Below are 24,330 nucleotides of genomic sequence, written 5' to 3' on the forward strand. Positions count from 1 at the left end.
ACGGCTTTTGGATGGGGGGAGGGTACGACGATGACGGATCGGGTAGCGATTGTTGAAAAAAGAAGGGTGCGCCCATGACCTGTCTCATTTGTGCAGGAATCGCCGAGCGCATTATGTGTGATGGTGATTGGGAGGAGCGAGACTGTCCATCCTGTGGGCGTTACCGGGTTTCTGATGTCCTCGTATTAACCTTGATGGAGCAGGGGCAGATTTTTGATGTGAGCAAAATGAGGGTTTGGCTTGCAGGCAAGCGCAGGGATGGCGGGATACCTTGCATTGAGATCCATGAGGCGCTGCTGATGCCATAAGCAGCGCTTCCTGGCTGTCACCAATGGATGAAGGCGCTACCTCACAGAACGCACACCCTGGAAAATGCCCGTGAACTGTTCAACCAGGCGATAGATTAGCGCTGTCGGCGACAGTTTTTTCAGATGCGAAACGCGCTGATCAGTTGTTTGAGTTGGAGCACCTGCGATGAGAGTTGGCGACTCGCGTGTTCAGTCTGACAAGTACCTTCGGCAGTACGTTCGCCGGCACGGTTGATCTCCACGATGTTCTGATCGATATCATGGGCAACAGCCGTCTGCTGCTTTACTGCCGCGGCGATTTGCTGGTTCTGATCGACGATCATCCCCATCGCGCCAAGAATATTCTCCAGGGCCTGCTGGACTTTCTCCGACTGGCTGACTGTGCCGTTGGCCATCTGATGGCTGACGTTCATGGCCTTCACTGCCGCGCCCACGCCACCCTGAATCCTGGAAATCATCTGCTCAATTTCTTCCGTGGACTGCCGAGTACGCTTGGCCAGTGTTCGCACCTCATCAGCCACTACAGCGAAACCACGACCCTGCTCACCCGCGCGGGCGGCCTCGATCGCCGCATTCAAGGCCAGCAGATTGGTTTGCTCGGCAATATTCTTGATCACTTCAAGCACAAGGCTGATGGACTGACTGTCGCTGGCCAGTTGATTGATCACCAATGCTGACTGATCTATCTCGCTGGCGAGCTGGGCAATACTGCCTTGCTGGGATTGCACTAGCCTGCGTCCACTGACCGTCTCTTCATTGACGCTGTGGGCACTACTGACCGCCGCGGCAGCACTACGCGCTACTTCCTGGGCTGTGGCTGCCATCTGGTTCATGGCCGTGGCAACTTGCTCGATCTGGCTACGCTGCCTGGCGACGGCCTGATTGCTCACCGCGGAAATCGACTCCACTTGTGCTGCTTGCTGCTCGACTTCAATTACTGTCTTGCTGACCAGTTCGATCAGGTCATGAATCTTCACCACCGTTCCATTGAATACCTGCCCCAATTCTCCCAGCTCATCATGGCTCTGGGCGGTGAAGCTCACGGTCATGTCTCCGGCTGCGACCTTGTTCATCACCTCACCCAATCTTTTCAGGGTGGTGCGCGTTGAGACATAGAAACCACCGTAGAGGTAGACGATCAGTAGGAATACGCTGGACAGGGCGACCACCAGTAGCAGCATATGCAGACGATTCTGTTCCAGGCGTTGCTGCAGCTCTTGGTCGAGGAAGGCCAGGGTTGCATCATTCAATTGGTAGGTTTTCTCCATCAAACCTGTGACCTGGTCATAAAACGCTTGCCAGGGTGTATCCAGAGTGTCAGCCATGACCACCTGTTTTTCGAACACCCCAGTGCTCTGCTTGAGTGTCGCCTTGCTGCCGCTGGCCAGTTGATCCAGGGCGTCACGGGCGGACTTGCTAGCCCCCAAAGCATCCTGCAATCTCAAATCATATTCGCCTTGTAGCTTCTCGAGTTGCTGGAGCAGTTCATCGAAACGGCTGCTGGCTGACGAAAGGAGAAAGCCCTGACCTAAAGAAGAAGCCCCCATCGCCCGACCTTTGCCGATGGTCTGAGTGATCAGTGGCGTAGCACTGGTAATCAAATCACTCATCTGGCGCACTTCGCTCTTGCTGTCCTGATTGAGCCTGGCCTGGCTGGCGACGATTTTGCTCAATATCTGCGCGCTACCGAGCAGCTTTTCGATCTGTGTACTTCTACTCAGCAAGGACTTATCTACTTGCTGCGCCCGAAACGCTGCAACCATCTCGTCGCGTTTACTATTAAAAGTGGCGATTTGCTCCGGATCGATGCTGACCGCCGTCAGGCCTTGCAGGTGATTCAAAATGGTCTGTTCGAGGCTATTGACTTTCGATTCAATATCACCGGCCTTACCCAATTGCCCCAGATTTGCATTGATTTCGACTAGATTTCCCAGGGTTTCCAGGTCCCTGCGTAAGGTCAGGCTGGCACTTAGCAGGTCGAGACTTTGCAGTTCAACACGAGTGCTCAGGAACTCAGCGTAAGAATCGCGGACCAGGTAAAAACTGATCACCAGCATGGGTACGAAAAACAGAATACTGATCAGGCTGAACTTCATACCAAAGCTCAGGCGATTCATCAGCTCGATGGCCGGATACAGCAGGCGCTTCACAAGACGTCTCCCTTTCGTTTTTATTTTTATGAGCTGTCGTCAGACAGGGCGTATCAGCATTTTTCTGTCTGTTGAACTACCTGTTAAATTTATATACCAGTTAATTTGATCTGGTCAATAATCTTCGATATGGTTTGGCGCAATGCGGGTCTGTAGTATTGGCTTTTTTGGCAGAGGGTCGATCGTCGGTTAGTAACCAAAAGATCCTGTAATACTGATATCGGTATCAATAGATTTAGAACCGCTCATCTCAACGTTAACCAGCCCATCATTCAGCACGGAAATCATCTATGAAGCCGTCCATCAGTGACATCGTTGAAGTCAACCAGCTTTTATCCCTTTGGAGTCACCTCGTTGACAGGCGCGCATGGCACCGTTTTGATGAGGTGCTTACCGACGATGCGCTCTATGACTGCAGCATTTTCGGATATACACCTGTTTCGGGTATTGACGCGATTCGAGGGATGTTTGATCAGGAAGGCCATGCACGGGCGCATCACACGACCAATGTGTATGTGCAAGATGGGCCAGGAGACGAACTCATCGCGGAGTCTAAAGGTCTGGGGCTGCTGGCTAATGGGGCATTCGCAAGCGTTACCTTCCTGGACAAGCTTCGGCCAACCCAGGCGGGTTGGCGTTTAGCGAGTCGCGTGCTGAAAATCGAACCTGTGCCCTATTCAGATGACTGATTCGGTCATTGCTGTCAGTACCGATAAAAAACTGACCCACCCTACCTGTTCGGTTCTGGGGTGAGATGGAGCGAAATTCACGGGGGGGGGGGGCGGGGCGGCGTTGTGTGTGACGCAGTCGAGCCTATGATCGGCACGCCGCCGACCAGCCTGTTCGAGTTTTTGATCGAACACCGACTCGATTGCTGGCCAGCAGGAACGGGTTGCGATGCGTCGGGTCGATAATCTAGTTTTCTTGTGTCTGCGCAGAGATGATACAGCCGTCGGAGCCACAGACTTCGCCCGTCGCCATGCTCGCGACTTCCTGAGGGCGGGCGTCCCATGCCTGCTGCAGTGCGGTAAGAAACGCAGAACTGGGCTGCGCACCGGAGAGCGTCTGTCGGCCAGCGATCCGGAAGAACGGAACGCCATTGTCTCCAAGCGCCCGGGCGACACGCAGGTCCTCATCGACCTCCGCCGTGTAGGTATTTCCATTGAGCACCGCAGCGCAGGTATCCGGTTCGAGGCCGATTTCGGCAGCGAGCCGAAGCAGGGACGTTCGATCAAACAAGGACGCCCGCTCTGAAAAGTTGGCCCGATAGAAGCGCTCCACCGCCTGCTCCTGCAAGCCTTGGGTCGTCGCGTGTTTCACAAGACGATGAGCGTCGAGCGTGTCGCCCGTGAGCGTGTCGACAAGATGGTAGGTCAAGCCTTCCTTCGCAGCCTCGCCTTCCACATGATCCAGCATGGCTGTGACCTGCTGCGCGGAGCTCAGTCGCTGTAGGAGCACCTCCCGCGCAACCCTTGGAGAAGCGCCAGGCATCAGCCGAAACGAGCGATGCACGATTTCCACATAGTCGCGCTGAGGGAGCTCGGCCAGCGCACGCTCAAAACGACGCTTGCCGATCCAGCACCATGGGCAGATCAGATCCGACCAGATTTCAACGGTGAGGGCTTGGGTCATGATTCGTGTTTCCTGATGGTGGGGTTGCGGGTAGATGACGCTGCCAGGTTGCGTGTCCGATCCGAGCTCCACCTGGTCGGCCAGTGCGACCTCTTCGAGCAGTTCGGGGATGCGCTGTGCGGGGTCGACGGCAAGGTTAACCGTGCCCCACGTCCGCAAAGGTGTAGACACCGATTTCCATCAGCGGTCTTACCTGGATAGGCTGACCGGTCAGGTCGTGAGCGGCCAGCGGCCGTAAGGCGATGCTTTCGCCCGTGCGGCGTTCTGGGTGAAGTACGACAGGACAATCAGAACGAGCCCGATGAGGGCTGGCACGAAACCGCCGTCACCTGCGTTGGCATGTGCCGACACAGCCAGCAGCAAATGAAAGAACATGCCCGCATAAGTGAGATCGACCAGCGCGATCACCGGACGCCAAAGGATGACGACCGCTGCCGTGAGCTTGACGATAGCAAGGATGGGTACGAGGTAGCCGGGAAAACCGAGCTGGCCCCATATCGCTTGAACCTGCGTGGTGGCGCTCAGATAGAACACACCACCCGCCAAGTACAAGAGTGCCAGGAGGGCGGTGCTTCCCCAATAGATACGTTTCTGCGACATTTTTTCTCCAAAGGTCTCAATAAGAGGGCTGCACAAAGTTTGCGCGCTGCGTTGCTTGAAGCAGGGCCTTGCGATTCAGTCCTCTGTGCTTTCGAGGGACGGATAGTCGGTGTAGCCCACTTCGTCCTTCTCGCTGGCGTAGAAGGTTGCGAAGTCGGGTGGGTTCAGTGGGACGCCGCGATAGAAGCGTTCCGGCAGGTCTGGAGTGGTCAGGAAGGGAACGCCGTAGGCCACCAGGTCGGCATCGCCCGCCATCAGTGCGCTCTCGCCGGACGCGGCATCGTAGCCGCCATTGACGATCAGGCTGGCCCCGAAAACCTTTCGCAGGTGCGGTGTAACTCTTTCCACCGAAGTAGGCGCCGCCGCTGGGCCGGCGATCGCCTCGCCGACATGCAGGTAGGCGATACACAGCGCGCTCAACTGGCGCGCGAGATGGCTGAAAGTCGCCACCGGGTTGCTGTCCGACATGGAGTGCAGGGGCAGGGTCGGCGTGACCTTGTAACCCACGCGATGGGCGCCGAACACCTTGATGACGGCTGCCGTGACTTCCAGCGGGAAGCGCGCGCGATTCTCGATGCTGCCACCGTAGCGGTCGGTGCGTTGGTTCGAGCCGTCGCGCAGAAACTGATCGAGTAGGTAGCCGGTCGCGCCATGGATCTCCACGCCATCGAAGCCTGCTGCCTTGGCGTTGATCGCCGCCTGGCGGTATTGCTCGACGATGGCGGGAATCTCCTCGGTTTCCAGCGCCCTTGGCACGACGATCGGCTTCTTGCCCTGGGGCGTGAACACTTCACCCTCGGCCAGCAGCGCGGAGGGTGCGATCGGCAACTCGCCGCCGTGGAAGTCGGGATGCGAAATGCGACCAACATGCCATAACTGGGCGAAGATCCGACCGCCGACGGCATGGACCGCCTCGGTGATGCGTCGCCAGCCTTCGACCTGCTCGGGAGAGTGGATTCCTGGCGTGCGGATGTAGCCGACGCCCTGTGGGCTGATCTGAGTGGCCTCGGACACAATCAGCCCCGCCGATGCGCGCTGCGTGTAGTAGGTCGCAGCCAGCGGACTGGGGACATTACCCTCAACCGCGCGGCTGCGTGTCATCGGCGCCATGACCAGCCGGTTCTTGAGGGTGAGATCCCCCAGTTGATAGGGGGACAGCAGTGTGGCGAGGTCGGTTTGCGACATATCGAAGAAATCCTTTACGAAAATAAAAACAGATCAGGCGCCGATCGCGTCCCTGGCCGCCAGCAGGGCGGCGCGGTGTTCAATCAGGAACTCGCGCAGGCTGCGCGCTGGCTTGCCGGTCAGGCGCTCCACGGTGTTACCGACGACATCGACGCCGCCTTGGCGGGTGTTCACGTCGATCGCGACGAGCAGGTCGATCAAGGCGGGCGCAATCCCGGCGGCCGCTAGGCCATTCCTCAGATCCGCATCGCTCACGGGAATCAGCGCCACCGACGCGCCGAATACCTCATTCACGATGGCGGCGATCTCCGCCGGCGTTAGTGCGTCGGGTCCCGTGACCGGAAGCCGGCGGCCTTCTTCCGCAGTCGTGGTCAACGCCGCAGCAGCGGCTCGGGCAAGATCGTCGCGCCAGACATGGGCGGTCCGCCCTTCGCCGGCGGCCGTGAACCACTGCCCGCAGGCCAATACCTGTGGCAGCCACATGAACACGCTGTCGGCATACCAACTCGGGCGCAGGATGGTGAAGGGGACACGGCTGCCCTCGATGGCCTGCTCGGTGCCGTGATGGTCGGGCGCAAACGGAATCGACGAACCCGGCCCCGGGTTCAGCATCGAGGTGTAGACGATGTGCTTGACGCCGGTCTTCACCGCAGCCTCGACTGCGGCCAGATGCTGGTGCAAGCGGCGCGGCGGATCATCGGGCGTGTCGAGCACGGAAATGATCAGGATACGATCGATCCCCGCGAAAGCCCGATCGAGCGATGCCGGATCGTCGAAGTCGGCCCGCCTCACCTCCACGCCGCGCGCCGACAGATCGGCGAGGCCATCGGGATTGCGGGTTGTGGCGACGACGTTCGACGCGCCGCCCTCCAGCAGCAGTTCGACCACGCGGCGGCCCAGATGGCCGCTGGCGCCCGTCACCAATAAGGTGGGCGACTTTGCTTCTGTCATTGAGTTTTCCTCACCCAGGTATATGATTAAGTCTAGGTCTACTTTAGAGACCTATTTAATGGCTGCATAGGAGGCAGGTTTGGCTATCCAGGTAACAAAAAAGGAACCTACTGCGGTGAAGCATGCGAGGATCATCGAAGCTTTTCAGGCATTGGAGTCTTGGGGGGAGCACCAGGTGGAGTGCCCTGTGCGAGATGTGTTGGATCGGATCGGCGATAAGTGGAGCACCCTGCTGATCGTCGCCTTGGCCGGCGGCCCACGCCGTTTCAACAGCGTGCAGCGGCTCGTGCCCGACATCTCCAAGCGGATGCTGACTCAGACATTGCGCGGTCTCGAGCGGGACGGCCTCATCACACGCCACGTCTTCGCCACCACCCCCCCCAGCGTCGAGTACCGCCTGGCGCCCCTTGGGCAATCGCTGCTTGATCCGCTGGCCGTGTTGATCGCGTGGGCAGACGAGCGTCATGAGGATATTCGGCAGGCACGACAGCAGTTCGACGCGGGCTCTTCGGACGTCGGCGATGAAGTACCTGCGATTGCGGGCACGGTCTTCAAGACCACATAGCGGCACCTTGCATCAGTGGTGCGCGACCATTGGCCGGTGATGCCACGCTCGTGCCCGCCAGATCACTCTCATCGTGGACGCCGCACGCACCTTCCTTCCTGGCGAAATGACCTGACGAGAACGGCCATGCCAAGCGTTCCATGGGGTCTGAATTACCAGAGGCGCGTGCGACATCGGATCGCTTAGCCAAGCGAGGATCGGTGTTTCATCCGCTTAGCTTTGCGGAGCTTTCACCGCGGAGAGCATGCCAAGCACATTGGCATAGTTGCCATTGGCTTCTGCGTAGCGAACGAATTTGGCACTTTCCACGATGATTTCTTGTGGAGTGGGTTCAGTATGCAATTGGGCCAAAGTCTCAGTGAGGAAGTCTTCCAGCGGCATAGACTGTTCGTTGTCCTGCTGACCGAATAAGGTCGTGCGCACGCCTGGCGGCGCCACTTCGATCACGCTGACAGACGTATCGGCGAGCTGCACGCGTAGACTCTCCGTGAATGAATGGATCGCGGCCTTGGTGGCATTGTAGGTGGGGGTGGCAGGAAGCGGGACGAACGCGAGAGCGGAAGTGACGTTCACAATGACTGCATCATCCTTGCCCACCAGTTGCGGTAAGAAGGCGTACACCATCCGGATCGTTCCGAGGAGGTTGATGGTGACGGATTCTTCTGCGATTTTCTGGCTAGCCGGTTCGAGGACGTTTTCTCCCTGCATGATGCCGGCGTTATTGACCACGACGTTCAGATCAGGGTACTTGGCAGCCAACGTCTGGCTCGCCTGAGAGATGGATGCCTGGTCAGCGACATCAAGTTCGATTGCATCAATGCCCGGATGATCGGTGGTGATCTGATAGAGCAGTTCCTTGCGTCTGCCGGCGACGATCACCTTGTTGCCGGCCTTATGAAAGCGCAGCGCCAAACCGAGCCCTATGCCCGAGGTGCCGCCGGTGATCAGGATCGTATTGCCTCTGGTCTTCATGAGATAATTTCCGACTTTATGTTGTGGTTAAGATGGTGAATCGGACAGTTGTCCGTTTTCGAAGCGTAACGGACAGTTGTCCGGTTAGCAAGAGTGTCCCTTTCGGGAAGGAGGACGAGTGCCGCAACAGATGGACACACAGTCGCGTTCGGACGCGCTACAGAATCGTGAACGTATCTTGAAAGTGGCAATCACCGAGTTGACACGTTCGGCGGACGTACCGCTGAGCGCAATCGCAAAGAAGGCGGGTGTCGGGCAGGCTACCTTCTACCGTAACTTCCCCAATCGGGAGTCCCTGATAATAGAGGTCTACCGTTACGAGATGGAGCAGGTTGCCGATCTCGCAGCACACCTGCTCCAGACCTGCTCACCGGACCAGGCCCTGCGGGAGTGGATGGATCGTCTTGCCCAGTACGCCTTGACCAAGGCCGGTTTAGCCGATGCAATCCGCCAGGCCGCCAGTGCACGAGATTGTCCGGGAACATCTGGATATGCCCCGGTAGCCGCTGCGGCCAAACTCCTGCTCAGCGTTAACGAGGAGGCCGGCACCATTCGCCCCGGAGTTACTACGGACGACTTCTTTCTGGCTATCGCCGGTATTTGGCAGATCGATTCCGGTGGAGACTGGCAACCGCGCCTCACCCGGCTCATGGACCTTGTCATGGACGGACTGCGCGCGGGCGCGCCCGCGCGTTCCCTAGATCAGCGGTGAGGGGCTTGCTCTTTCAATGGTCGGCTTACCGAAAAACTGCCGAGTGAGTAGCTGGAAACCGTCGAAGGCGCGCGATTTTTTCAGTCGCAGCGTCCCGGGTCAGAAGAGTCGGGGTGTGGCAATTGAGGATAGAGTCATAGCTTCAGATTTTGATCAAACTATCTGAGGCTTTGTGTCAGTGACCAGTCGTGGGTTGATGACGACGGCGTTCCCATTCTTGAATGTCTATTGAGCACTTGAACTTAACGTCCGCTCGATGGACGAGTCAGGCCTCAGTGCTGGCCCGTCAGAATAGGCATGACCGACTGAGCATCGGCTTTCAGTGCGAAGTAGGTCCATATGCCTCCAAGAAGATCCGCTACTCCGAAGAGAACGATCATTGGACTGGCAAGGCCAACGACAGCGAAGGTAGTGAAGGCCACGAAGACAAGGAAGCGCGTGTACACCGAGGCTTCCAAAAATGGCTTGTTTTCGTGCTTGGCTGCGACCCACGCGTAGATGCCGATATTGAACGCGATAATGCCAACCACGTGAATCCAGACCTCGGAGGTTGGTGGAATCCGAAAGATCGCCAGCAAGAAGTTCGGCGCGACGACTAACACTGCACCCACGACGAACAAATAGATGGCGAAGACCTTGGCACTGAACGCAGACCTGGACATATTTTCCATTCCTTTAGTGATGAACGGCAGATGGAGCGAATGAGTCTTAGAGGCCTGACGTTTGGCATGAGAGGGCTGGGCCGGGCTTGCCGGAACTAGCCTCTCGATAGAAGGGCCGGACCTCGGGAGGCATACTGCGTTCTCAGCCCTTAGGGGCGGTAGCCAGAGGCCAACCGATGCGCGCCGCACGCAAGAGACTGGCCTTAACAACCAAGCGGTGAAATGGGGCAATGACGAAGATGTAGGCCCGGCCTAGACGGTTGTGGCACTGGACCACGGTTGAAACAACGAGTTGGCGGCTGCCTTCTGGCTCTGCCTCTCCAGAACATAGAACCGATATCCGGAAGTCGAGGTGCTTGTCGTCCTCTCCCAACACGATTTCAGTCTGGTTCGTGCTGTAGACCTTGAAGATTCCAATCCGATTAGCAAGTGATGCCAAGTGTTTGGCTGTCTTGAGACCAAAACCGGCAACGATAGTGTCTCGGACTTTCGTGAGCCATCCGATCCAGGCTGGCTGGTGGGAAAAGATGAATCGAGCTAGCAAATCTGGATTGCTGGATGTACCCGCAGGGAGCCGAATCGCAAAAGCGTCCGCCAGGTTCATCGACTTGTAAAGGTGGGTGATACCGGACCTCGCGGGGACTGGCACCGACGTAATGAGCTCGAACTCTCTGGGCATCGAGGATCTCTCCTGAGGTCTGACTACTGATTAGATGACATGCCATGTCGCGTTTCTGGTTGCGATGGCTTGTCGTATAACACTCCTTGTCGCCCTGTCAGTGCTTGTCTAGCTTAGAAGTGGTCGCGGCAAACGCGACATCGCCCTGAGAAACACGACAAGGGCGACGGCAAGCACTGCTGCCTTCCAGATTCGAAAGCAGCATCGGTACGCTACCCATTTGCCATCACTGTGTCCACCAGCGGCATGTTCGGTGCTGACGACCGCAATGCCGTTGATAAGGTTGGCTACTTTGCTCATGTGGGGGGCGGTATCGCTGGTGCCTAGAATATTTCTGCTGGGAGAGCATGTAACCCATCAATGTGTGAGTAATATATTTAATATCTAACGTTTATGTTTGGAAAAACTCACCTATGAGCAAGAAAAATCCACTGAGCCAGGTCAGTGATTTCGATCTGCGCCTGCTCCGATTGTTTAAAACGGTGGTGCAGTGCGGCAGTTTCTCCGCCGCCGAAAGCACGCTTGGCATCAGTCGCTCAGCGATCAGTCTGCACATGAGTGACCTGGAAAAACGCCTGGGAATGCGGTTGTGTCAACGTGGTCGCGCCGGGTTCGCACTGACCGATGAGGGCAGGGAGGTTCTGCGCTCCAGTGAGGCGGTTCTGGCAGCGATCGAGGGATTTCGCAGCGAGGTCAATCAGTTGCACAGCCAGCTGCGCGGCGATCTGAATATCGGCGTCATGAACAACCTGGTGACACAGCCGAAAATGCGCATCACCCGCGCCTTGAAATCCCTGCGTGGTCAAGGAGATGGCGTGACGATCAACTTGAGCATGAGCACTCCGGGCGAGATCGAGCGAGGCCTGCTTGACGGGCGTCTGCATGTGGGGGCAATCCCTTTGATTACGCCCCTTTCAGGGCTTGAATACACGCTGCTCTACGAGGAGCGTTCGAATCTTTATTGCAGCTGGGAGCACCCGTTGTTCGGGCACGCGGAGGAGGTGAGCAATGACGATCTGCGGCATGTCGATGCGGTCGTCCCGAGCTACCGAATGACCGCCGAGGCGATTGGTCTACATCAGCTGCTTGAGTGTTCGGCTACGGCCACGGACCGTGAAGGCATCGCTTTTCTGATCCTTACCGGCAGCTACATCGGTTTTCTGCCCGATCATTTAGCCGCTGGCTGGGTCGAGAAAGGCTTGATGAAACCCTTGGCGCCACAGCGCTTGTATTTCGATGCGCCACTGGCTGTGGTCACCTCCAAAAGCCGTCGTCCAAGCCTGATTCTCGATCACTTCCTCAAAGCCATTCAGCAAGCCCTCTAGTTTTTTCCTCCCCGAGAGCGGTCGTCCGACCGCTCGGTCATTTTCCTCAATAAATTTTTTCGACGTGTGTTGACAGCTTGATTCATTCAAATCTAATCTGCATACAGCGCTGCACACATGACGGCGCACAGTGATGTTGAATTTGTACCTTCCTGCCTACAAGAACGAAATCATCGGAGAGGTCAAAATGGCTCGGTTCCTTCCTCGCACCATCCGCAACATGCTCGTTTGTGCATCCGCTATTGGCGTGTTGCTCACCCAGGTCCCAGCCCAGGCGGCTGATGTTTCACTCTGGAAAGACATTCAGAAGGCGGGGGTTCTACGGTGTGGGGCTGCCGTTGCTGCGCCTTACGTCATGCGCGATGCCCGTTCGGGTGAATACAGTGGCTACTTCGTGGACCTGTGCCGCGACTTCGGCGAGAGAGTGTTGAAGGTGAAGGTCGAGTTTGTCGATACCAACTGGGACAACCTCGTGGCCGGCCTGCAAGGCGGCAAGTGGGACATGGCCATGGCGCTCAACCAGACGCCTGAACGCGCGCTGGCGGTGAGCTTTTCCGTGCCGGCGACGGACTATCAAGTCTCGTTACTGATCAACAAGGACAACCCGAAACTGGCGAATGCCGGCAACACCCTCGCCGATTTCGACAAACCTGATGTGACCTTCGCGGTCATGTCCGGAACCGCCCAGGACAAGGCGATTTCGGCGGTCGTCAAGCAAGGCAAGATCATGCGCCTGCCAGGCATGGATGAGGTGCGCCTTGCCGTGATGTCCAAGCGTGCTGATGTATTGGTCGATGCCAGCGACACCAACCACCTGTTTGCCGTGGCCAACCCTGGCTGGTCGAAGGAAGTGCTGCCCAAGCCTGCGCTGGCCAAGCAAGGTGTCGCGTTCGGTGTCCGCCGAGACGTCAGCGCCGCGGACTTGCAGACGTTGAACATCTATCTCACCCAGCGTCGTGAGACCGGTGAAATCGACGCCTTGGTCGACAAAGCCTCGCAACTGGCCAACGCCGACAAAACCCCTCAGTAAACCCCGCCGATGCCGAGCGCGCAGCGGGCTGCGCGCTCTCGGAGAATGTCCGATGAAAGCTTCCACTCTAGCGGCGGTGCCGCCACGGCCTCTGCACGCCTGTGAAACGAAGAGCACTGAGTTCATTCAGCTGCGCGACGTCTATAAGTCCTACGGCGAAAATCTGGTGGTGATGGACCACCTCGATCTGGATATGCGGGCCGATGACCGCCTGGTAATCATTGGTCCGAGCGGCAGCGGAAAAAGCTCATTGCTGCGGGTCATGATGGGGCTCGAGAGCATTCAGGGCGGAACCATCCGCTTTCAGGGCAAACCCTATATCGATGGTAATGCCCGGGGCAAAGGCAAGCCCATGGACTGCTCGCTGCAAACCCAGGTGGGCATGGTGTTTCAGCATTACACGCTGTTTCCGCACCTGTCCGTGCTGGGCAATCTGATCCTGGCGCCGATGAAGGTTCATGGCCTGTCCAAGGCTCAGGCCATCGAAAAGGCCCGGCAGTTGCTGGCTCGACTGGGGCTGGAAAGCAAACTCAACGTTTACCCCAGCCAGTTATCCGGCGGCCAGAAACAGCGGGTGGCGATTGCCCGGGCGCTGATGCTTGAGCCCAAGCTGATGCTGTTCGATGAGGTCACCTCGGCACTCGATCCGGAGATGGTCATCGAGGTGCAGAACGTGATGCTGCAACTGGCCGAACAGAAGATGGCGATGATCATCGTCACCCACGACATGCACTTCGCCCGTCATATCGCCACCCGCGTGGTGTTTTGCGCCAACGGCAAAGTGGTCGAGCAAGGCCATCCCGATCAGTTGTTCACTCAGCCCAAGGAACCCCGCACCCGCGAGTTTCTGGAAAAAGTGCTGCACCTGGACTGATGCACCTGAACCGAGGAGTACGGTCATGAATTATCAATTCGACTTCAACTTTCTAAACGGCAATGTCGGTCTGCTGTGGGATGGCCTGAAAGTCACTCTGCAGCTGGCACTGGTGTCGAACATTGTCGGGTTGGTGCTGGGTTTTGGCCTGTGCCTGCTGACCTTGAGCCGCTGGTTTTTCCTGCGGTGGCCGGCACAGCTGTTCATCGAGTTCTTTCGTTGCACGCCGGTGCTGCTGCAAATCGTCTGGTTCTTCTACTGCGTGCCGATGCTCTTTGACGTGTTCATCGACCCGATCACCATGGGCGTACTCGCCTTGGGCCTGAACCTCACAGCGTTCAACGCCGAGGCCTACCGGGCCGGCGTGCAGGCGGTACCGCGCGAGCACCTGGATGCCTGCGTTGCATTGGGCCTACGCCCCTGGCAGCGCACGCTCTACGTGATTCTTCCGCAAGCGCTGCGCAGTGCCATCCCGGTGTTGATGACTAATGGCATCTCGATCCTTCAGCAAAGTGCGCTGGTGGCGATCGTCGCCGTGGCGGACCTGATGTACGTCGGTAAAAGCATCGCCACCGAAGCCTACCGTCCGCTGGAAACCTATTCGCTGATCGCGCTCATCTACTTCGCCCTGTCGCTGCCCATTGCTCAGTTCGTGCAGTGGCTGGAACGTCGCCAGGACGCTGCGCTCGCGCGCTGAGGAGACTGTCATGAATCTCGATTTCACCGTGGTGTTCTCTTACTGGCAAGCCTTGTTGCAGGGGCTGGCGCTGACGCTGGCGTTCACCGTGGGCTGCGCCATTCTCGGCAGTCTGTGCGGTTTTCTGTTGAGCCTGTTGCGAGCGTCCCGCAGTCGCTGGTTAAGCGTGCCTGCCGGACTTTACGTGGAACTGTTCCGCGGAACGCCGTTGCTGATTCAGCTGTTCTGGGTATTTTTCTGCTTCCCGGTGGTGTTTGGCATCGACGTGCCGCCCTACGTGTCAGTGTTGCTGGCGCTGACCCTGTACATGACCGCCATCACTAGCGAGACGTTCCGCGGCGCCCTGAAATCCATTCCCGGCGAACAGCATGATGCGTGTGTCGCATTGGGTTTGGCCTCGTGGAATAAAACGATCTTTGTGGTGTTTCCCCAGGCCTTGCTCAGGGGCATTCCACCGCTGCTTTCCAACGTGGTTTCGCTGTTCAAGGAGAGCGCATTGATTTCCTCGGTGGGCATCGCCGACCTGATGTTCGTCGGCCAGAACATTTCCAACAGCACGGCTCGCCCGGTCGAGTTCCTCTCGGCGGTGGCTGTCATCTATTTCCTCGTGGCGTTCCCGTTGACCCGTCTGGTCGGCGTGATCGAGACGCGGATGCTGCGTCGTTATGCGTACTAACCCCAACCCTGTCATCCAACTTAAGTGGAGTGTCTTCAATGACTCAACTCAAAGGCATCCTGCCTGCTCTGGTCACGCCTTTCGACAAGGCCGGCAATGTCAATTACGACATGCTCTCCAACATTATCGAGTTTCAACTCAAGGCCGGCGTCAAAGGCTTCGTGCCGCTGGGCTCTACCGGTGAGTACTACGCACTGACCAACGAAGAACGACGCCAGGTGTTGGCGACTGTGCGTGAAGTGGTCGGTGACCGTGGCGTGCTGATTGCTGGTGCCAACGGCTCCTGCACCCGTGAAGTGATCGAACAGGTGAAGCAGACCCGTGATGCGGGTTACACCAACCTGCTGATCGCGCCACCGTACTACGCACTGCCGTCGCAGGAAGAGCTGATCGGTCACTACCAGGCCATTCTCGATGCGGCACCCGACATCAATGTGGTGTTGTACAACTACCCGGTGCGCACCAACGTTGAAGTCGGCTTCGGTGTACTGGATGCATTCAAGGACCACGAGCGCGTTATCGCCATCAAGGAAAGCAGCGGTAACCTGCTGCGCGCCATCGAAATTGGCGGCACCTACAAAGATCACTATCAGTTGTCCTGTGGTTCCGATGACCAGGCACTGGACTTCTTCCTGTGGGGCGCGACCAGCTGGATCTGCGGTCCGGCCAACTGCCTGACCCAGCAGGTGTGTGATTTCTACACCCGCTACTCCAGCGGTGATCTGGCAGGTGCCCAAGCCATCGTGCGTTCGCTGTTCCCGGTGTTGGCGGACATGGAATCCGGCAAGTTCATTCAGAAGGTCAAGTACGGCTGTGAGTTGGCGGGTTTCGCCGCCGGCAACGCACGGATGCCGCTGCAACCGCTGACCACCGAAGAAAAAGCCAGCTTCCGCAAAGCCTTCGAACTGGCTCAAGGTTAATGGCGCCTGCCGCATCGGTCGCCACGCCCGGCCGATGCGGCTCTACGGAGTGATATGACATGACCCGACACGTTTTCAACTGCATCGAAGGCCATACCGAAGGGATGCCGGTGCGCATGGTCGTCGCTGGAGCACCGACACTTGCAGGCGCGACCATGAGCGAACGGCGCGAACATTTCATGGCCGAGTTCGACTGGGTGCGCCGCGCCTTGATGTTTGAGCCCCGAGGCCATTCGCACATGTCGGGCACGATCTTCTATCCGCCGATGCGTGCTGACAGTGACTTCAGTCTGCTGTTCATCGAAACCTCCGGCTGCTTGCCGATGTGCGGGCATGCCACCTTGGGTTCCATTACCTTTGCGCTCGAGTCCGGCCTGATTGAACCGAAGGTTCCGGGTACGGTGGTGGTGGATGTTCCTGCAGGCCAGATTCACGCGACCTACACCCGCACTGGCGACAAAGTCAGTTCGGTGTGCTTCACCAATGTGCCGTCATTTCTGTTGCACCGTGATCTGACTATCGACTTCCCGCCACTGGGGTTGTTAAAGGTCGACATTGCTTACGGCGGCAACTTTTATCCGATTATCGACGTGCAGCCCAATTACCCGGGTTGTGAACATTTCAGCCCGCAGCAGCTGCTGGACTGGGGACGGCAAATGCAGGATCTGGTCAACCAATCCATTGACGTGATCCATCCGGAAAACCCGGCGATCAAAGGCGTCAAACACTGCATGTGGACAGGCGCGCCGATTTCGCCGCAGTCCCAGGGACGGGCGGTGGTCATTGCCGGGGCCAGCCTCATCGATCGCTCCCCCTGCGGCACTGGCAGCTCGGCTCGCGTCGCTCAGCGTTTCGCCCGTGGCTGGCTGGCCGAAGACGCTGCCTATCGCCACGAAAGCCTGATTGGCAGTTTTTTCGTCGGTCGCGTGGCGCAGCTGCTTGAATTGGAAGATGGCCGTTCTGCAATTCGCCCCAGTATTGAAGGGCGGGCGTGGATCACCGGCCGCGCCGAGTTTATGGTCGACGATACCCAACCCTGGTGGGACGGCTTCAGTTTGGAAGATTTTGCCGCTCCAACCTCTGTCCAAGAGACTTTCCTATGACACCTCTGCAGGCACCTGCACAAGAACCCATCCTGCGCGAAAAGGCTGTCGTGGTCGGCGGCGGCATCGTTGGCGTCTGTTGTGCGCTGTATCTGCAACGGGAAGGTTATGCGGTCACCCTGATCGACCCGGCAGCGGCGGGGGACAGCACTGCCAAGTGGAGTTGCGGGCAGATGGCGGTCAGCGAGGTCATTCCGCTGTCCAAGCCCGGGATCCTGAAAAAAATACCCGGCTGGCTGCTCGACCAGAAAGGGCCTCTGGCATTAAGGCCCAGTGCATTGCCCGGCATCTTGCCGTGGTTCCTGCGGTTTCTGTCCTGTGCCCGGCACTCGAAAATCGTCGAGATTTCCGAGGATATGGCGACCCTCACGCACCATGTCTATGAGGACTATGCGCCCTTGCTGGACGCCTGCCCGGACAAGAGCCTGATGGGGGAGAAGCCGATCATCGAGGTGTTTGACACGCCGTCAGGGCTGGATCACGAACGTCCGCATCTGGAATTGCGCAAGGCTCTGGGCTTCAAGTCCGAAGTGCTCGACCGCGCGGCCATCTCGGACCTGGAGCCTTCACTGGCGGGTAAATTCAGCCATGGCCTGCTGTTTCCGGACTGGCGCGCGGTCAGCGACACCAAAGGCTTCATCGCCGCACTGACGCAAAGCTTCATCGACCAGGGCGGCGTTCGTGTACGTGCTCAGGTCAAACACATCGATGAAGTGGCTGACCGTGCCAGCGGCGTCACCCTCACTAACGGTGAACGCTACGCGGCCGACCATGTGGTGATTGCCGCGGGAACCGGCTCGCGGCAGTTTTTCGAACAGATCGGTGCTCATGTTCCCTTGGCTGGCATCGCCGGCTACCAAGTGCTGTTGCCGACACCGGGGGTGGAAGTCCGCCACTCGGTGATCTACGCCGATGGCGGGTTCTGCTTCAGCCCTATGACCCGAGGCCTGCAGATCGGCGGAACCATCGAGTTCGCCAGCCCCGATGCCGAGCCTAACTTCAAACGCGCCGACATCATTCTTGAGAAAGCCCGAAAAATTCTTCCTCAATTGCAACTGGACAACATTGAGTACGGCGTCGGCTATCGCCCGTTTCTTCCCGACACTAAACCAGTCATTGATCGCAGCCGCCGGCTATCGAACGTGTTCATGGCGTTTGGCCACGGCCAGCTCGGCCTGACATTAGGTGCGACGACCGGGCGACTCATCGCCGATCTGGTCGCCGGTCGTACACCGGCCCAGGACCTGAGCCCTTTTAGCGCCAAGCGTTTTGCCCTTTTTGGAGACCATGCATGAAATCCTATGATCAGCTCTATATCGACGGCCAGTGGGTTCGCCCGAAGAAAGGTGGCACCTTTGACACCATCGACCCCAGCACTGAGTCGGTCATCACTCAGGTCGCTGCGGCAACGGCAGAAGATGTCGACCTGGCAGTAAAAGCCGCTCGCCGTGCCTTCGATGAAGGTCCGTGGCCGCAAATGACCGGAGCCGAGCGTGCGACGATTCTGCGGGCAATCGCCAGCGGCATTCGCGAGCGCCAGGACAAACTCGCCGAGCTTGAGGTTCGTGATAACGGTAAACCGTTACCCGAAGCCCTGTGGGACATCGGTGATACGGCGGGCTGTTTCGATTTTTACGCCGATCTGGCCGACGGCCTCGATGGTCAGCGCGAGCAGCGCATTTCGCTCGCGGATGAACGCTTCACCTCGGTCGCTCGCAAGGAGCCGATGGGGGTCGCCGGGGCCATTATTCCGTGGAATTTCCCGATGCTAATGGCCGCCTGGAAAGTTGCACCGGCGTTGGCCGCCGGTTGCTGCATGGTGCTGAAACCGTCCGAGCTGACGCCGCTGACTGCCCTTGAACTGGCGGATATTGCCCATCAGGCGGGTCTGCCTGCCGGTGTACTCAATGTCGTGACAGGCTTGGGGCCGGATGCCGGTGCGCCGCTGAGCGAGCATCCGGGTATCGATAAGCTGGCCTTTACCGGCAGCGTTCCGACCGGCACGCGGATCATGCAAGCCGCCGCGCGGGAGATCAAAAACCTTAGCCTGGAGTTGGGCGGCAAATCGCCGTTCATCATCTTCGATGACAGCGATATCGAGGCTGCGGTCGAATGGATCATGTTCGGGATTTTCTGGAATCAGGGCGAGGTGTGTTCGGCCACTTCCAGAGTGCTGGTTCAGCGGAATCTGTATGAGCCGCTGCTCAAGCGTCTGGTGGAGCAGACCCAACGTCTGAGCATCGGAAACGGGATGAGCGAAGGCGTGCTGCTCGGCCCGTTGGTGAGTCGCGGTCAGTATGACAAAGTCCTGGAAGCCATCGCTCGCGGTCGAGAGGAAGGCGCAACGCTGCTTACCGGTGGTACTCGCCTGACGAACTGTGAGAAAGGCTATTTTCTGACGCCGGCAATCTTTGCCGACGTGCCGGAGGACAGCTGGATCTGGAAAGAGGAAATCTTCGGGCCAGTGGTGTGTGTTCGTCCATTCGACGATGAATCTGAAGCGCTGCGCAGTGCCAATGACTCGCGCTTCGGCCTCGCCGCCGCCGTGATGTCGCGCGATCTTGTACGTGCCGAGCGCGTCGCCCGTCGTTTGCGAGCGGGCATCGTCTGGATCAATTGCTCCCAACCGACATTCACCGAAGCCCCATGGGGCGGTTACAAACAAAGCGGGATCGGACGTGAGCTGGGAGAGTGGGGGTTGAACAACTACCTAGAAACCAAGCAGATCACTCGATACGACAGTGAGCAGCCGTGGGGCTGGTACATCAAGTAAAGGAGGCCGCTATGCGCTGGAAAAAAACGCTGCAAATGGCTGATGTGCATTGTGAAGGTGAGATCGGCAAGGTCATCACGGGCGGGGTCATTGATGTTCCCGGCAAGACCATGCTCGACAAGATGAACTACATCAACGAAGTCGACGACAGCCTGAGACGGTTGGTGATTCTTGAGCCGCGTGGTTGCCTGCAAATGTCGGTGAATCTGCTGCTGCCACCCACTCGGCCTGAGGCTCAAGCAGGCTTTATCGTCTTGCAGGCGGACAAGGCGCATCCCATGTCCGGCAGTAACTGCATCTGTGTGGTGACGGCGTTACTGGAACTTGGGATGCTGCCGATGGTAGAGCCCGTTACCACTGTCGTGCTGGACACGCCTGCCGGTTTGGTGACTGCTCGCGCGCAGTGCGCTGACGGGCGCTGCATGAGTGTCTCTCTGGATATGGTGCCGTCCTTTGTCGAACAGCTGGACGCCCCCATTCAGACAGCCGAGTTCGGTTCCATCAAAGCTGATATCGCGTTCGGCGGCGTGTATTACGCGTTGGTCGACGTGGACCAGGTCGGTTTGACCATTGCACCTGAGAACGCTCGCGAGTTGGCCACACAAGGTGTTCGCCTGAAGGGACTGATCAACGAGCAGGTGAGGGTCAGTCACCCGTTGTTCAAAGAGCTCGACGAAGTGGCCTATGTGATGTTCCGCAATCGTTTGGATAAGAGCACCTACCAGACCTGTACCACGCTGCCTCCAGGGCGGGTTGACCGCTCACCCTGTGGGACGGGCAGCTCCGCCAATCTGGCTACCTTGAGTGCGCGAGGGCTGGTGGAGGTGGGGGACAAGCTCACCTCGCGCTCCACCATCGGTGGCGAATTTCAGGTCGAGCTGCTGGGGCTGACGGAGGTAGGCGGCAAACCGGCGGTTCTGCCTAGAATCACTGGGCGGGCCTGGATATACGGACTGCATCAGATCGGGGTCGATCCGGACGATCCCCTTGCGGCAGGCTTCATGCTGAGCGATACCTGGGGTGAAGGTTTCTAACTACCCCGGGGCAGATGTTAAAGTTGCAGGCTGGTCAGATGACTGACCTGCACTGCTGAGAACAAGACCTTATGAGCAAAGAAACAACTGAAACGGCCAGCGGTGCCAAACGCCATGGCGGTCGCTATATCTACGAAGAATTGCGCAAGCAGATCCTGACGCTGAAGCTCAAGCCGGGCATGCCATTGGATGAGGTATCTCTGGCGGCCCAATTCGGTCTTTCCCGCTCGCCGGTGCGTGATGCGCTGGCCCGTTTGATCAGCGAAGGGTTGGTCACCATTCTGCCGAACCGCACGCTGTTGGTGACGCCGTTCGAGATCGAAGAATTCCCGAACTATATTTCCGCTCTGGACCTGATTCAGCGTGCGGTGACCCGGCTCGCGGCCCTGCAGCGCACCGATGACGACTTGGTTCGAATACGGGCGGCCGACGCAGCCTATCTGGACGCGGTCAGTACCGGGGACTTTCAGGCCATGTCCGAGACCAACAAGGCCTTTCACATGGCGATCGCTGAGGCGGGGAAAAACCCGTACTTCATCAGTTACTACGAAAAGCTCTTGGGTGAAGGCCAACGCCTGCTGCATTTGCACTTTGACTACATCATCAGCGCCGCCAGCACCTCAACGCGACTGGGTCGGGACCACGATGAGATCGTAAATGCCATTGTGGCCCGTAAACCCGATGAAGCCGAGCATGCGGCGCACGAGCATACGATGCTATTTCAACGACGGTTTCTCGCCTATATGCAGCAAAACCTTACCGAGAAGATGTCAGTTGTTTGAGATTCGGAAATAGATGACCGTGGATTGATGGAAGCTTTCGACCGAGGCTATGTAAAAACTCTTTCGAGCAGCACGTCTTGGGGTTATGTTCTTCCTATTATTGACATGCCCGCCGAACAAGTCCAAGAATGAGTTCGTTCCTGCTTCAGGAATAAAAGAAACCCTATAGATTTCAATGGATCGGACGCCAGATGAGAGTCTCGTTCCCCTCTCCAAATACACAAAAACGCCGCTTACTCATCGGCGTTTTTGTTTGTGTGTAATTTGTTGGGCTGCGTCGAGGAGAGGTCATGATTTCTACATTTGTTCCGGCACTTTCTGCGAAAACTACCTCCAAGCCCGTTCCTCAGGGGCGTAGGTGCAGGCAGACCATTCGAAAAACTAGCCGCTGGTCGAAAAGCAATACTTCACCCAAGGTGTAGGCTGGGAGATTTTTTCAAAAGCCAGAAACAACAAAGCCCTGAATAATAAGGGCTTTAGCTTACAAATATGGTGGAGGCGGTGACATCCCCTATTGTGTATCGAGCCCCTCAAAACCATCCTGGCCGTCAAGATGTCGATGAACTTCTCGCCCAACGAGTTCCAAGCTTCTTTTTTCTCGGTGGCATAATCATGGTGTAAGTAGTGACGACGGACCCGGGAACCTGCCCGATGTCTCGACTGGAGAAGGCGTGTAAATCGGTGGTCACTTTGCCTTTTCCGAGGCGTGAGGCGTGAGGCGTGAATCAGGCCGAGGAATTACTGGCGATACACATCATCCAGCGCGCCGTAGTAATAGCGGCCGGTCAGTGTCGGTGTGAGTTGATAGCTGCCGCCCCCATAACGGAAGTGGTACCGACGCCGGTGGCCCGCTCAGAAAAAAATGTTAGGTCATCAAAGCTACGTGGCCTCTAGCGCCTTTAAGCCTTGAGGTCAGACGTTTATCTGACCAGACGCGAACTTCTGTGTGCTGATGAACTGACACTGAAGATTATCGCGTGTCGCCTCATCAGGATTTGTTTGAAAGAGGCCTTTTTTTCCACTAAAGCGGCGCCATCGCTGTGTTCGCCGCAATTTTAGGTCGTCTTGGATGATTTCTTTGGGATAAAACGAGAGACCTTGCAGACGGTGGGGTCGAGGTGGTGGCGTAGATCAGGCGGCCAGTTTGACCAAGATAACTACCTTGTGCTGCAGCAATTAAGCAGACTGGTAAATTTTATGAATTCTGATAAGGCACTAAAAGGCGATCTACTCGGAGGACACGATTACTCCAACTCGCGGGGACAGAATCTTGAGAGAGGACTCTCGAATCGACATATCCAGCTTATTTCAATAGGTGGTGCTGTTGGGACAGGGTTATTCATGGGGGCAGGAAAAACTATTAGTTTGTCAGGCTCCTCGATCATATTGACTTACATGATTATCGGTTTTTTTCTGTTTTTTGTAATGCGAGCGATGGGGGAACTGCTGCTCTCTAACTTGAAATATAAGTCTTTTGCAGATTTTGGTGCGGCTTATCTTGGGCCTTGGGCGGGTTTTTTCATCGGCTGGTCGTATTGGCTGACCTGGGTAGTTGGTGCTATCGCCGATTATGTAGTGATTGGAGGGTACTTTCAGTTTTGGTATCCTGATTTACCTGCCTGGATACCAGCTATCTGCACGCTTGGGTTGCTTTTGTTTTTGAATATTCTAACTGTAAAGCTATTTGGTGAGCTTGAATTTTGGTTCGCAATAATCAAGATCGTCGCGATTGTGGGTCTCATAATTGTTGGGGCTATCCTGATTAGCACAGCTTACGTATCTCCAAATGGTGTAACTGCATCTCTTGAAAATTTAACTGAGAAAGGAACCATTTTTCCTTATGGCATGGCAGGTTTTTTTGCCGGTTTCCAGATAGCGATATTTTCGTTCGCAGGTATTGAGTTGGTAGGAACCACCGCAGCCGAGACTGCTAACCCTAAGAAGACTTTGCCGCGAGCTATCAATGCCGTTCCTATACGGGTCATTCTATTTTATGTTTTGTCGCTGATCTGTATCATTGCAGTTACCTCTTGGCATGAGGTATCGCCAACTAAGAGTCCGTTCGTTCAGTTGTTTCTGCTGGCGGGTCTGCCCGCAGCGGCCGGTATGATTAATTTTGTTGTCACCACCTCGGCGATGTCTGCTGCCAATAGTGGTGTGTTCTCAACCAGTCGCATGATATACGGCTTGGCTGTAGAAAAAGACGCTCCAGCAATTTTTAAGGTTTTGTCGCGATCCTCAGTACCCGTGGCAGGATTGTTGTTTTCTTGTTTCTGCATGCTGGTTGGAACAGGGTTGCTATTTGCAATTCCTGATGTGATGACAGTGTTTACTCTCGTTTCGACCATTTCCGCAATTTTGTTTATTTTTACATGGTCGATGATATTGATTTCGTACCTGGTATATCGAAAGAAGCGTCCGGACTTGCATGAGCGTTCAGAGTTTAAGATGCCTTGGGGGGTGCCAATGTGTTGGATAACCCTCATCTTTTTTGTGTTTGTTGTATCCTTACTTTCCTTGGTGCCGGATACCCGGCAAGCACTATCTCTGGTGCCGATTTGGTTTGTCGCACTCTTCATTTTCTATCGTGTCAGGGCTCGAGGCGAGCGTTACAAAATACTTCGGAAGGGTGTGAGGCTTCAGGGAGAATAGGTAAAGTTTTCCAATTTATTTAGGTTGTTAGTTTGGCTGCTTTGCATT

Annotated in this window: 24 protein-coding genes and 2 pseudogenes; 16 read left to right on the top strand and 10 right to left on the bottom strand. The window is 56.9% G+C overall.

Annotated features, from left to right (window positions below; genetic code table 11):
- The first annotated feature begins 74 nt into the window (after positions 1–74).
- On the top strand, positions 75–308 hold the full coding sequence (locus ACQKPC_RS16960) for a hypothetical protein (protein WP_427625619.1): 234 nt from the start codon (positions 75–77) through the stop codon (positions 306–308).
- 119 nt (positions 309–427) lie between these two features.
- Here ACQKPC_RS16960 and ACQKPC_RS16965 read toward each other — a convergent pair whose 3' ends face one another.
- Positions 428–1,141: a methyl-accepting chemotaxis protein gene (locus tag ACQKPC_RS16965; protein WP_427625657.1), complete on the bottom strand. Its 714-nt coding sequence runs from the start codon at positions 1,139–1,141 to the stop codon at positions 428–430.
- 144 nt (positions 1,142–1,285) lie between these two features.
- Positions 1,286–2,425: pseudogene (locus ACQKPC_RS16970) on the bottom strand (HAMP domain-containing protein); the annotation flags it as partial.
- Between the two features lie 323 nt (positions 2,426–2,748).
- Here ACQKPC_RS16970 and ACQKPC_RS16975 point away from each other — a divergent pair.
- Positions 2,749–3,147 carry a nuclear transport factor 2 family protein gene (locus ACQKPC_RS16975; RefSeq protein WP_427625620.1) on the top strand — a complete coding sequence of 133 codons (399 nt, stop codon included), beginning with the start codon at positions 2,749–2,751 and terminating at the stop codon, positions 3,145–3,147.
- Positions 3,148–3,373: 226 nt separating this feature from the next.
- On the opposite strand, the gene ACQKPC_RS16980 is transcribed toward ACQKPC_RS16975, so the two are convergent.
- The 4 genes from ACQKPC_RS16980 to ACQKPC_RS16995 form a co-directional block, all read right to left on the bottom strand.
- Complete coding sequence (locus ACQKPC_RS16980) at positions 3,374–4,261, bottom strand: DsbA family oxidoreductase (protein WP_427625621.1); 888 nt, start codon at positions 4,259–4,261, stop codon at positions 3,374–3,376.
- A gap of 39 nt (positions 4,262–4,300) precedes the next feature.
- Positions 4,301–4,690, bottom strand: a complete 390-nt coding sequence (locus tag ACQKPC_RS16985) for a DoxX family protein (RefSeq protein ID WP_427625622.1) — start codon at positions 4,688–4,690, stop codon at positions 4,301–4,303.
- A gap of 75 nt (positions 4,691–4,765) precedes the next feature.
- Positions 4,766–5,875, bottom strand: a complete 1,110-nt coding sequence (locus ACQKPC_RS16990; RefSeq protein WP_427625623.1) for an alkene reductase — start codon at positions 5,873–5,875, stop codon at positions 4,766–4,768.
- Between the two features lie 33 nt (positions 5,876–5,908).
- Positions 5,909–6,826, bottom strand: a complete 918-nt coding sequence (locus ACQKPC_RS16995) for an SDR family oxidoreductase (RefSeq protein WP_427625624.1) — start codon at positions 6,824–6,826, stop codon at positions 5,909–5,911.
- 79 nt (positions 6,827–6,905) lie between these two features.
- On the opposite strand from ACQKPC_RS16995, the gene ACQKPC_RS17000 reads away from it, so the two are divergent.
- Complete coding sequence (locus ACQKPC_RS17000) at positions 6,906–7,391, top strand: winged helix-turn-helix transcriptional regulator (protein ID WP_427625625.1); 486 nt, start codon at positions 6,906–6,908, stop codon at positions 7,389–7,391.
- A gap of 213 nt (positions 7,392–7,604) precedes the next feature.
- Here the strand turns inward: ACQKPC_RS17000 and ACQKPC_RS17005 are convergent, their stop codons facing one another.
- Positions 7,605–8,363: an SDR family oxidoreductase gene (locus ACQKPC_RS17005; protein ID WP_427625626.1), complete on the bottom strand. Its 759-nt coding sequence runs from the start codon at positions 8,361–8,363 to the stop codon at positions 7,605–7,607.
- A gap of 130 nt (positions 8,364–8,493) precedes the next feature.
- Here ACQKPC_RS17005 and ACQKPC_RS17010 point away from each other — a divergent pair, with 130 nt between their 5' ends.
- The gene (locus ACQKPC_RS17010) at positions 8,494–9,075 is read left to right on the top strand and encodes a TetR/AcrR family transcriptional regulator (RefSeq protein WP_427625658.1); all 582 of its coding nucleotides are present in this window, start codon (positions 8,494–8,496) and stop codon (positions 9,073–9,075) included.
- Between the two features lie 272 nt (positions 9,076–9,347).
- On the opposite strand, the gene ACQKPC_RS17015 is transcribed toward ACQKPC_RS17010, so the two are convergent.
- Both ACQKPC_RS17015 and ACQKPC_RS17020 read right to left on the bottom strand, forming a co-directional pair.
- On the bottom strand, positions 9,348–9,737 hold the full coding sequence (locus ACQKPC_RS17015) for a hypothetical protein (RefSeq protein WP_427625627.1): 390 nt from the start codon (positions 9,735–9,737) through the stop codon (positions 9,348–9,350).
- 142 nt (positions 9,738–9,879) lie between these two features.
- Positions 9,880–10,416, bottom strand: coding sequence for a DUF2867 domain-containing protein (locus ACQKPC_RS17020; RefSeq protein ID WP_427625628.1), 537 nt, complete (start codon positions 10,414–10,416; stop codon positions 9,880–9,882).
- Between the two features lie 413 nt (positions 10,417–10,829).
- On the opposite strand from ACQKPC_RS17020, the gene ACQKPC_RS17025 reads away from it, so the two are divergent.
- The 11 genes from ACQKPC_RS17025 to ACQKPC_RS17075 all read left to right on the top strand — a co-directional run bounded on the left by ACQKPC_RS17025 (position 10,830) and on the right by ACQKPC_RS17075 (position 21,630).
- Positions 10,830–11,741 carry a LysR family transcriptional regulator gene (locus ACQKPC_RS17025; protein WP_427625629.1) on the top strand — a complete coding sequence of 304 codons (912 nt, stop codon included), beginning with the start codon at positions 10,830–10,832 and terminating at the stop codon, positions 11,739–11,741.
- 133 nt (positions 11,742–11,874) lie between these two features.
- Positions 11,875–12,771: a transporter substrate-binding domain-containing protein gene (locus tag ACQKPC_RS17030; protein ID WP_427625630.1), complete on the top strand. Its 897-nt coding sequence runs from the start codon at positions 11,875–11,877 to the stop codon at positions 12,769–12,771.
- A gap of 52 nt (positions 12,772–12,823) precedes the next feature.
- Positions 12,824–13,645 (top strand): amino acid ABC transporter ATP-binding protein, encoded by an 822-nt coding sequence (locus tag ACQKPC_RS17035; RefSeq protein ID WP_427625631.1) that lies wholly within the window; start codon positions 12,824–12,826, stop codon positions 13,643–13,645.
- A gap of 25 nt (positions 13,646–13,670) precedes the next feature.
- Positions 13,671–14,342 (top strand): amino acid ABC transporter permease, encoded by a 672-nt coding sequence (locus ACQKPC_RS17040; RefSeq protein WP_427625632.1) that lies wholly within the window; start codon positions 13,671–13,673, stop codon positions 14,340–14,342.
- A 10-nt stretch (positions 14,343–14,352) separates the two neighbouring features.
- Positions 14,353–15,018 carry an amino acid ABC transporter permease gene (locus tag ACQKPC_RS17045; RefSeq protein WP_046056243.1) on the top strand — a complete coding sequence of 222 codons (666 nt, stop codon included), beginning with the start codon at positions 14,353–14,355 and terminating at the stop codon, positions 15,016–15,018.
- Positions 15,019–15,056: 38 nt separating this feature from the next.
- Positions 15,057–15,938, top strand: a complete 882-nt coding sequence (locus ACQKPC_RS17050) for a dihydrodipicolinate synthase family protein (protein ID WP_427625633.1) — start codon at positions 15,057–15,059, stop codon at positions 15,936–15,938.
- A gap of 59 nt (positions 15,939–15,997) precedes the next feature.
- Complete coding sequence (locus tag ACQKPC_RS17055) at positions 15,998–17,041, top strand: 4-hydroxyproline epimerase (RefSeq protein ID WP_427625634.1); 1,044 nt, start codon at positions 15,998–16,000, stop codon at positions 17,039–17,041.
- Positions 17,038–18,336: an NAD(P)/FAD-dependent oxidoreductase gene (locus ACQKPC_RS17060; RefSeq protein ID WP_427625635.1), complete on the top strand. Its 1,299-nt coding sequence runs from the start codon at positions 17,038–17,040 to the stop codon at positions 18,334–18,336. The genes ACQKPC_RS17055 and ACQKPC_RS17060 overlap by 4 nt, the downstream gene beginning before the upstream one ends.
- Complete coding sequence (locus ACQKPC_RS17065) at positions 18,333–19,814, top strand: aldehyde dehydrogenase family protein (protein ID WP_427625636.1); 1,482 nt, start codon at positions 18,333–18,335, stop codon at positions 19,812–19,814. The genes ACQKPC_RS17060 and ACQKPC_RS17065 overlap by 4 nt, the downstream gene beginning before the upstream one ends.
- 11 nt (positions 19,815–19,825) lie before the next feature.
- Positions 19,826–20,848 (top strand): proline racemase family protein, encoded by a 1,023-nt coding sequence (locus tag ACQKPC_RS17070; RefSeq protein WP_427625637.1) that lies wholly within the window; start codon positions 19,826–19,828, stop codon positions 20,846–20,848.
- 71 nt (positions 20,849–20,919) lie between these two features.
- On the top strand, positions 20,920–21,630 hold the full coding sequence (locus ACQKPC_RS17075; RefSeq protein ID WP_427625638.1) for a GntR family transcriptional regulator: 711 nt from the start codon (positions 20,920–20,922) through the stop codon (positions 21,628–21,630).
- A 738-nt stretch (positions 21,631–22,368) separates the two neighbouring features.
- Here ACQKPC_RS17075 and ACQKPC_RS17080 read toward each other — a convergent pair.
- A pseudogene (locus ACQKPC_RS17080) lies at positions 22,369–22,428 on the bottom strand (hypothetical protein); the annotation flags it as partial.
- 399 nt (positions 22,429–22,827) lie between these two features.
- Between ACQKPC_RS17080 and ACQKPC_RS17085 the strand changes: the two are divergent.
- Positions 22,828–24,282, top strand: a complete 1,455-nt coding sequence (locus tag ACQKPC_RS17085) for an amino acid permease (protein WP_427625639.1) — start codon at positions 22,828–22,830, stop codon at positions 24,280–24,282.
- Positions 24,283–24,330 lie beyond the last annotated feature (48 nt).

Origin of the sequence: Pseudomonas sp. NPDC089918, assembly GCF_050280605.1 — a bacterium.
Classification (GTDB): Bacteria; Pseudomonadota; Gammaproteobacteria; order Pseudomonadales; family Pseudomonadaceae; genus Aquipseudomonas.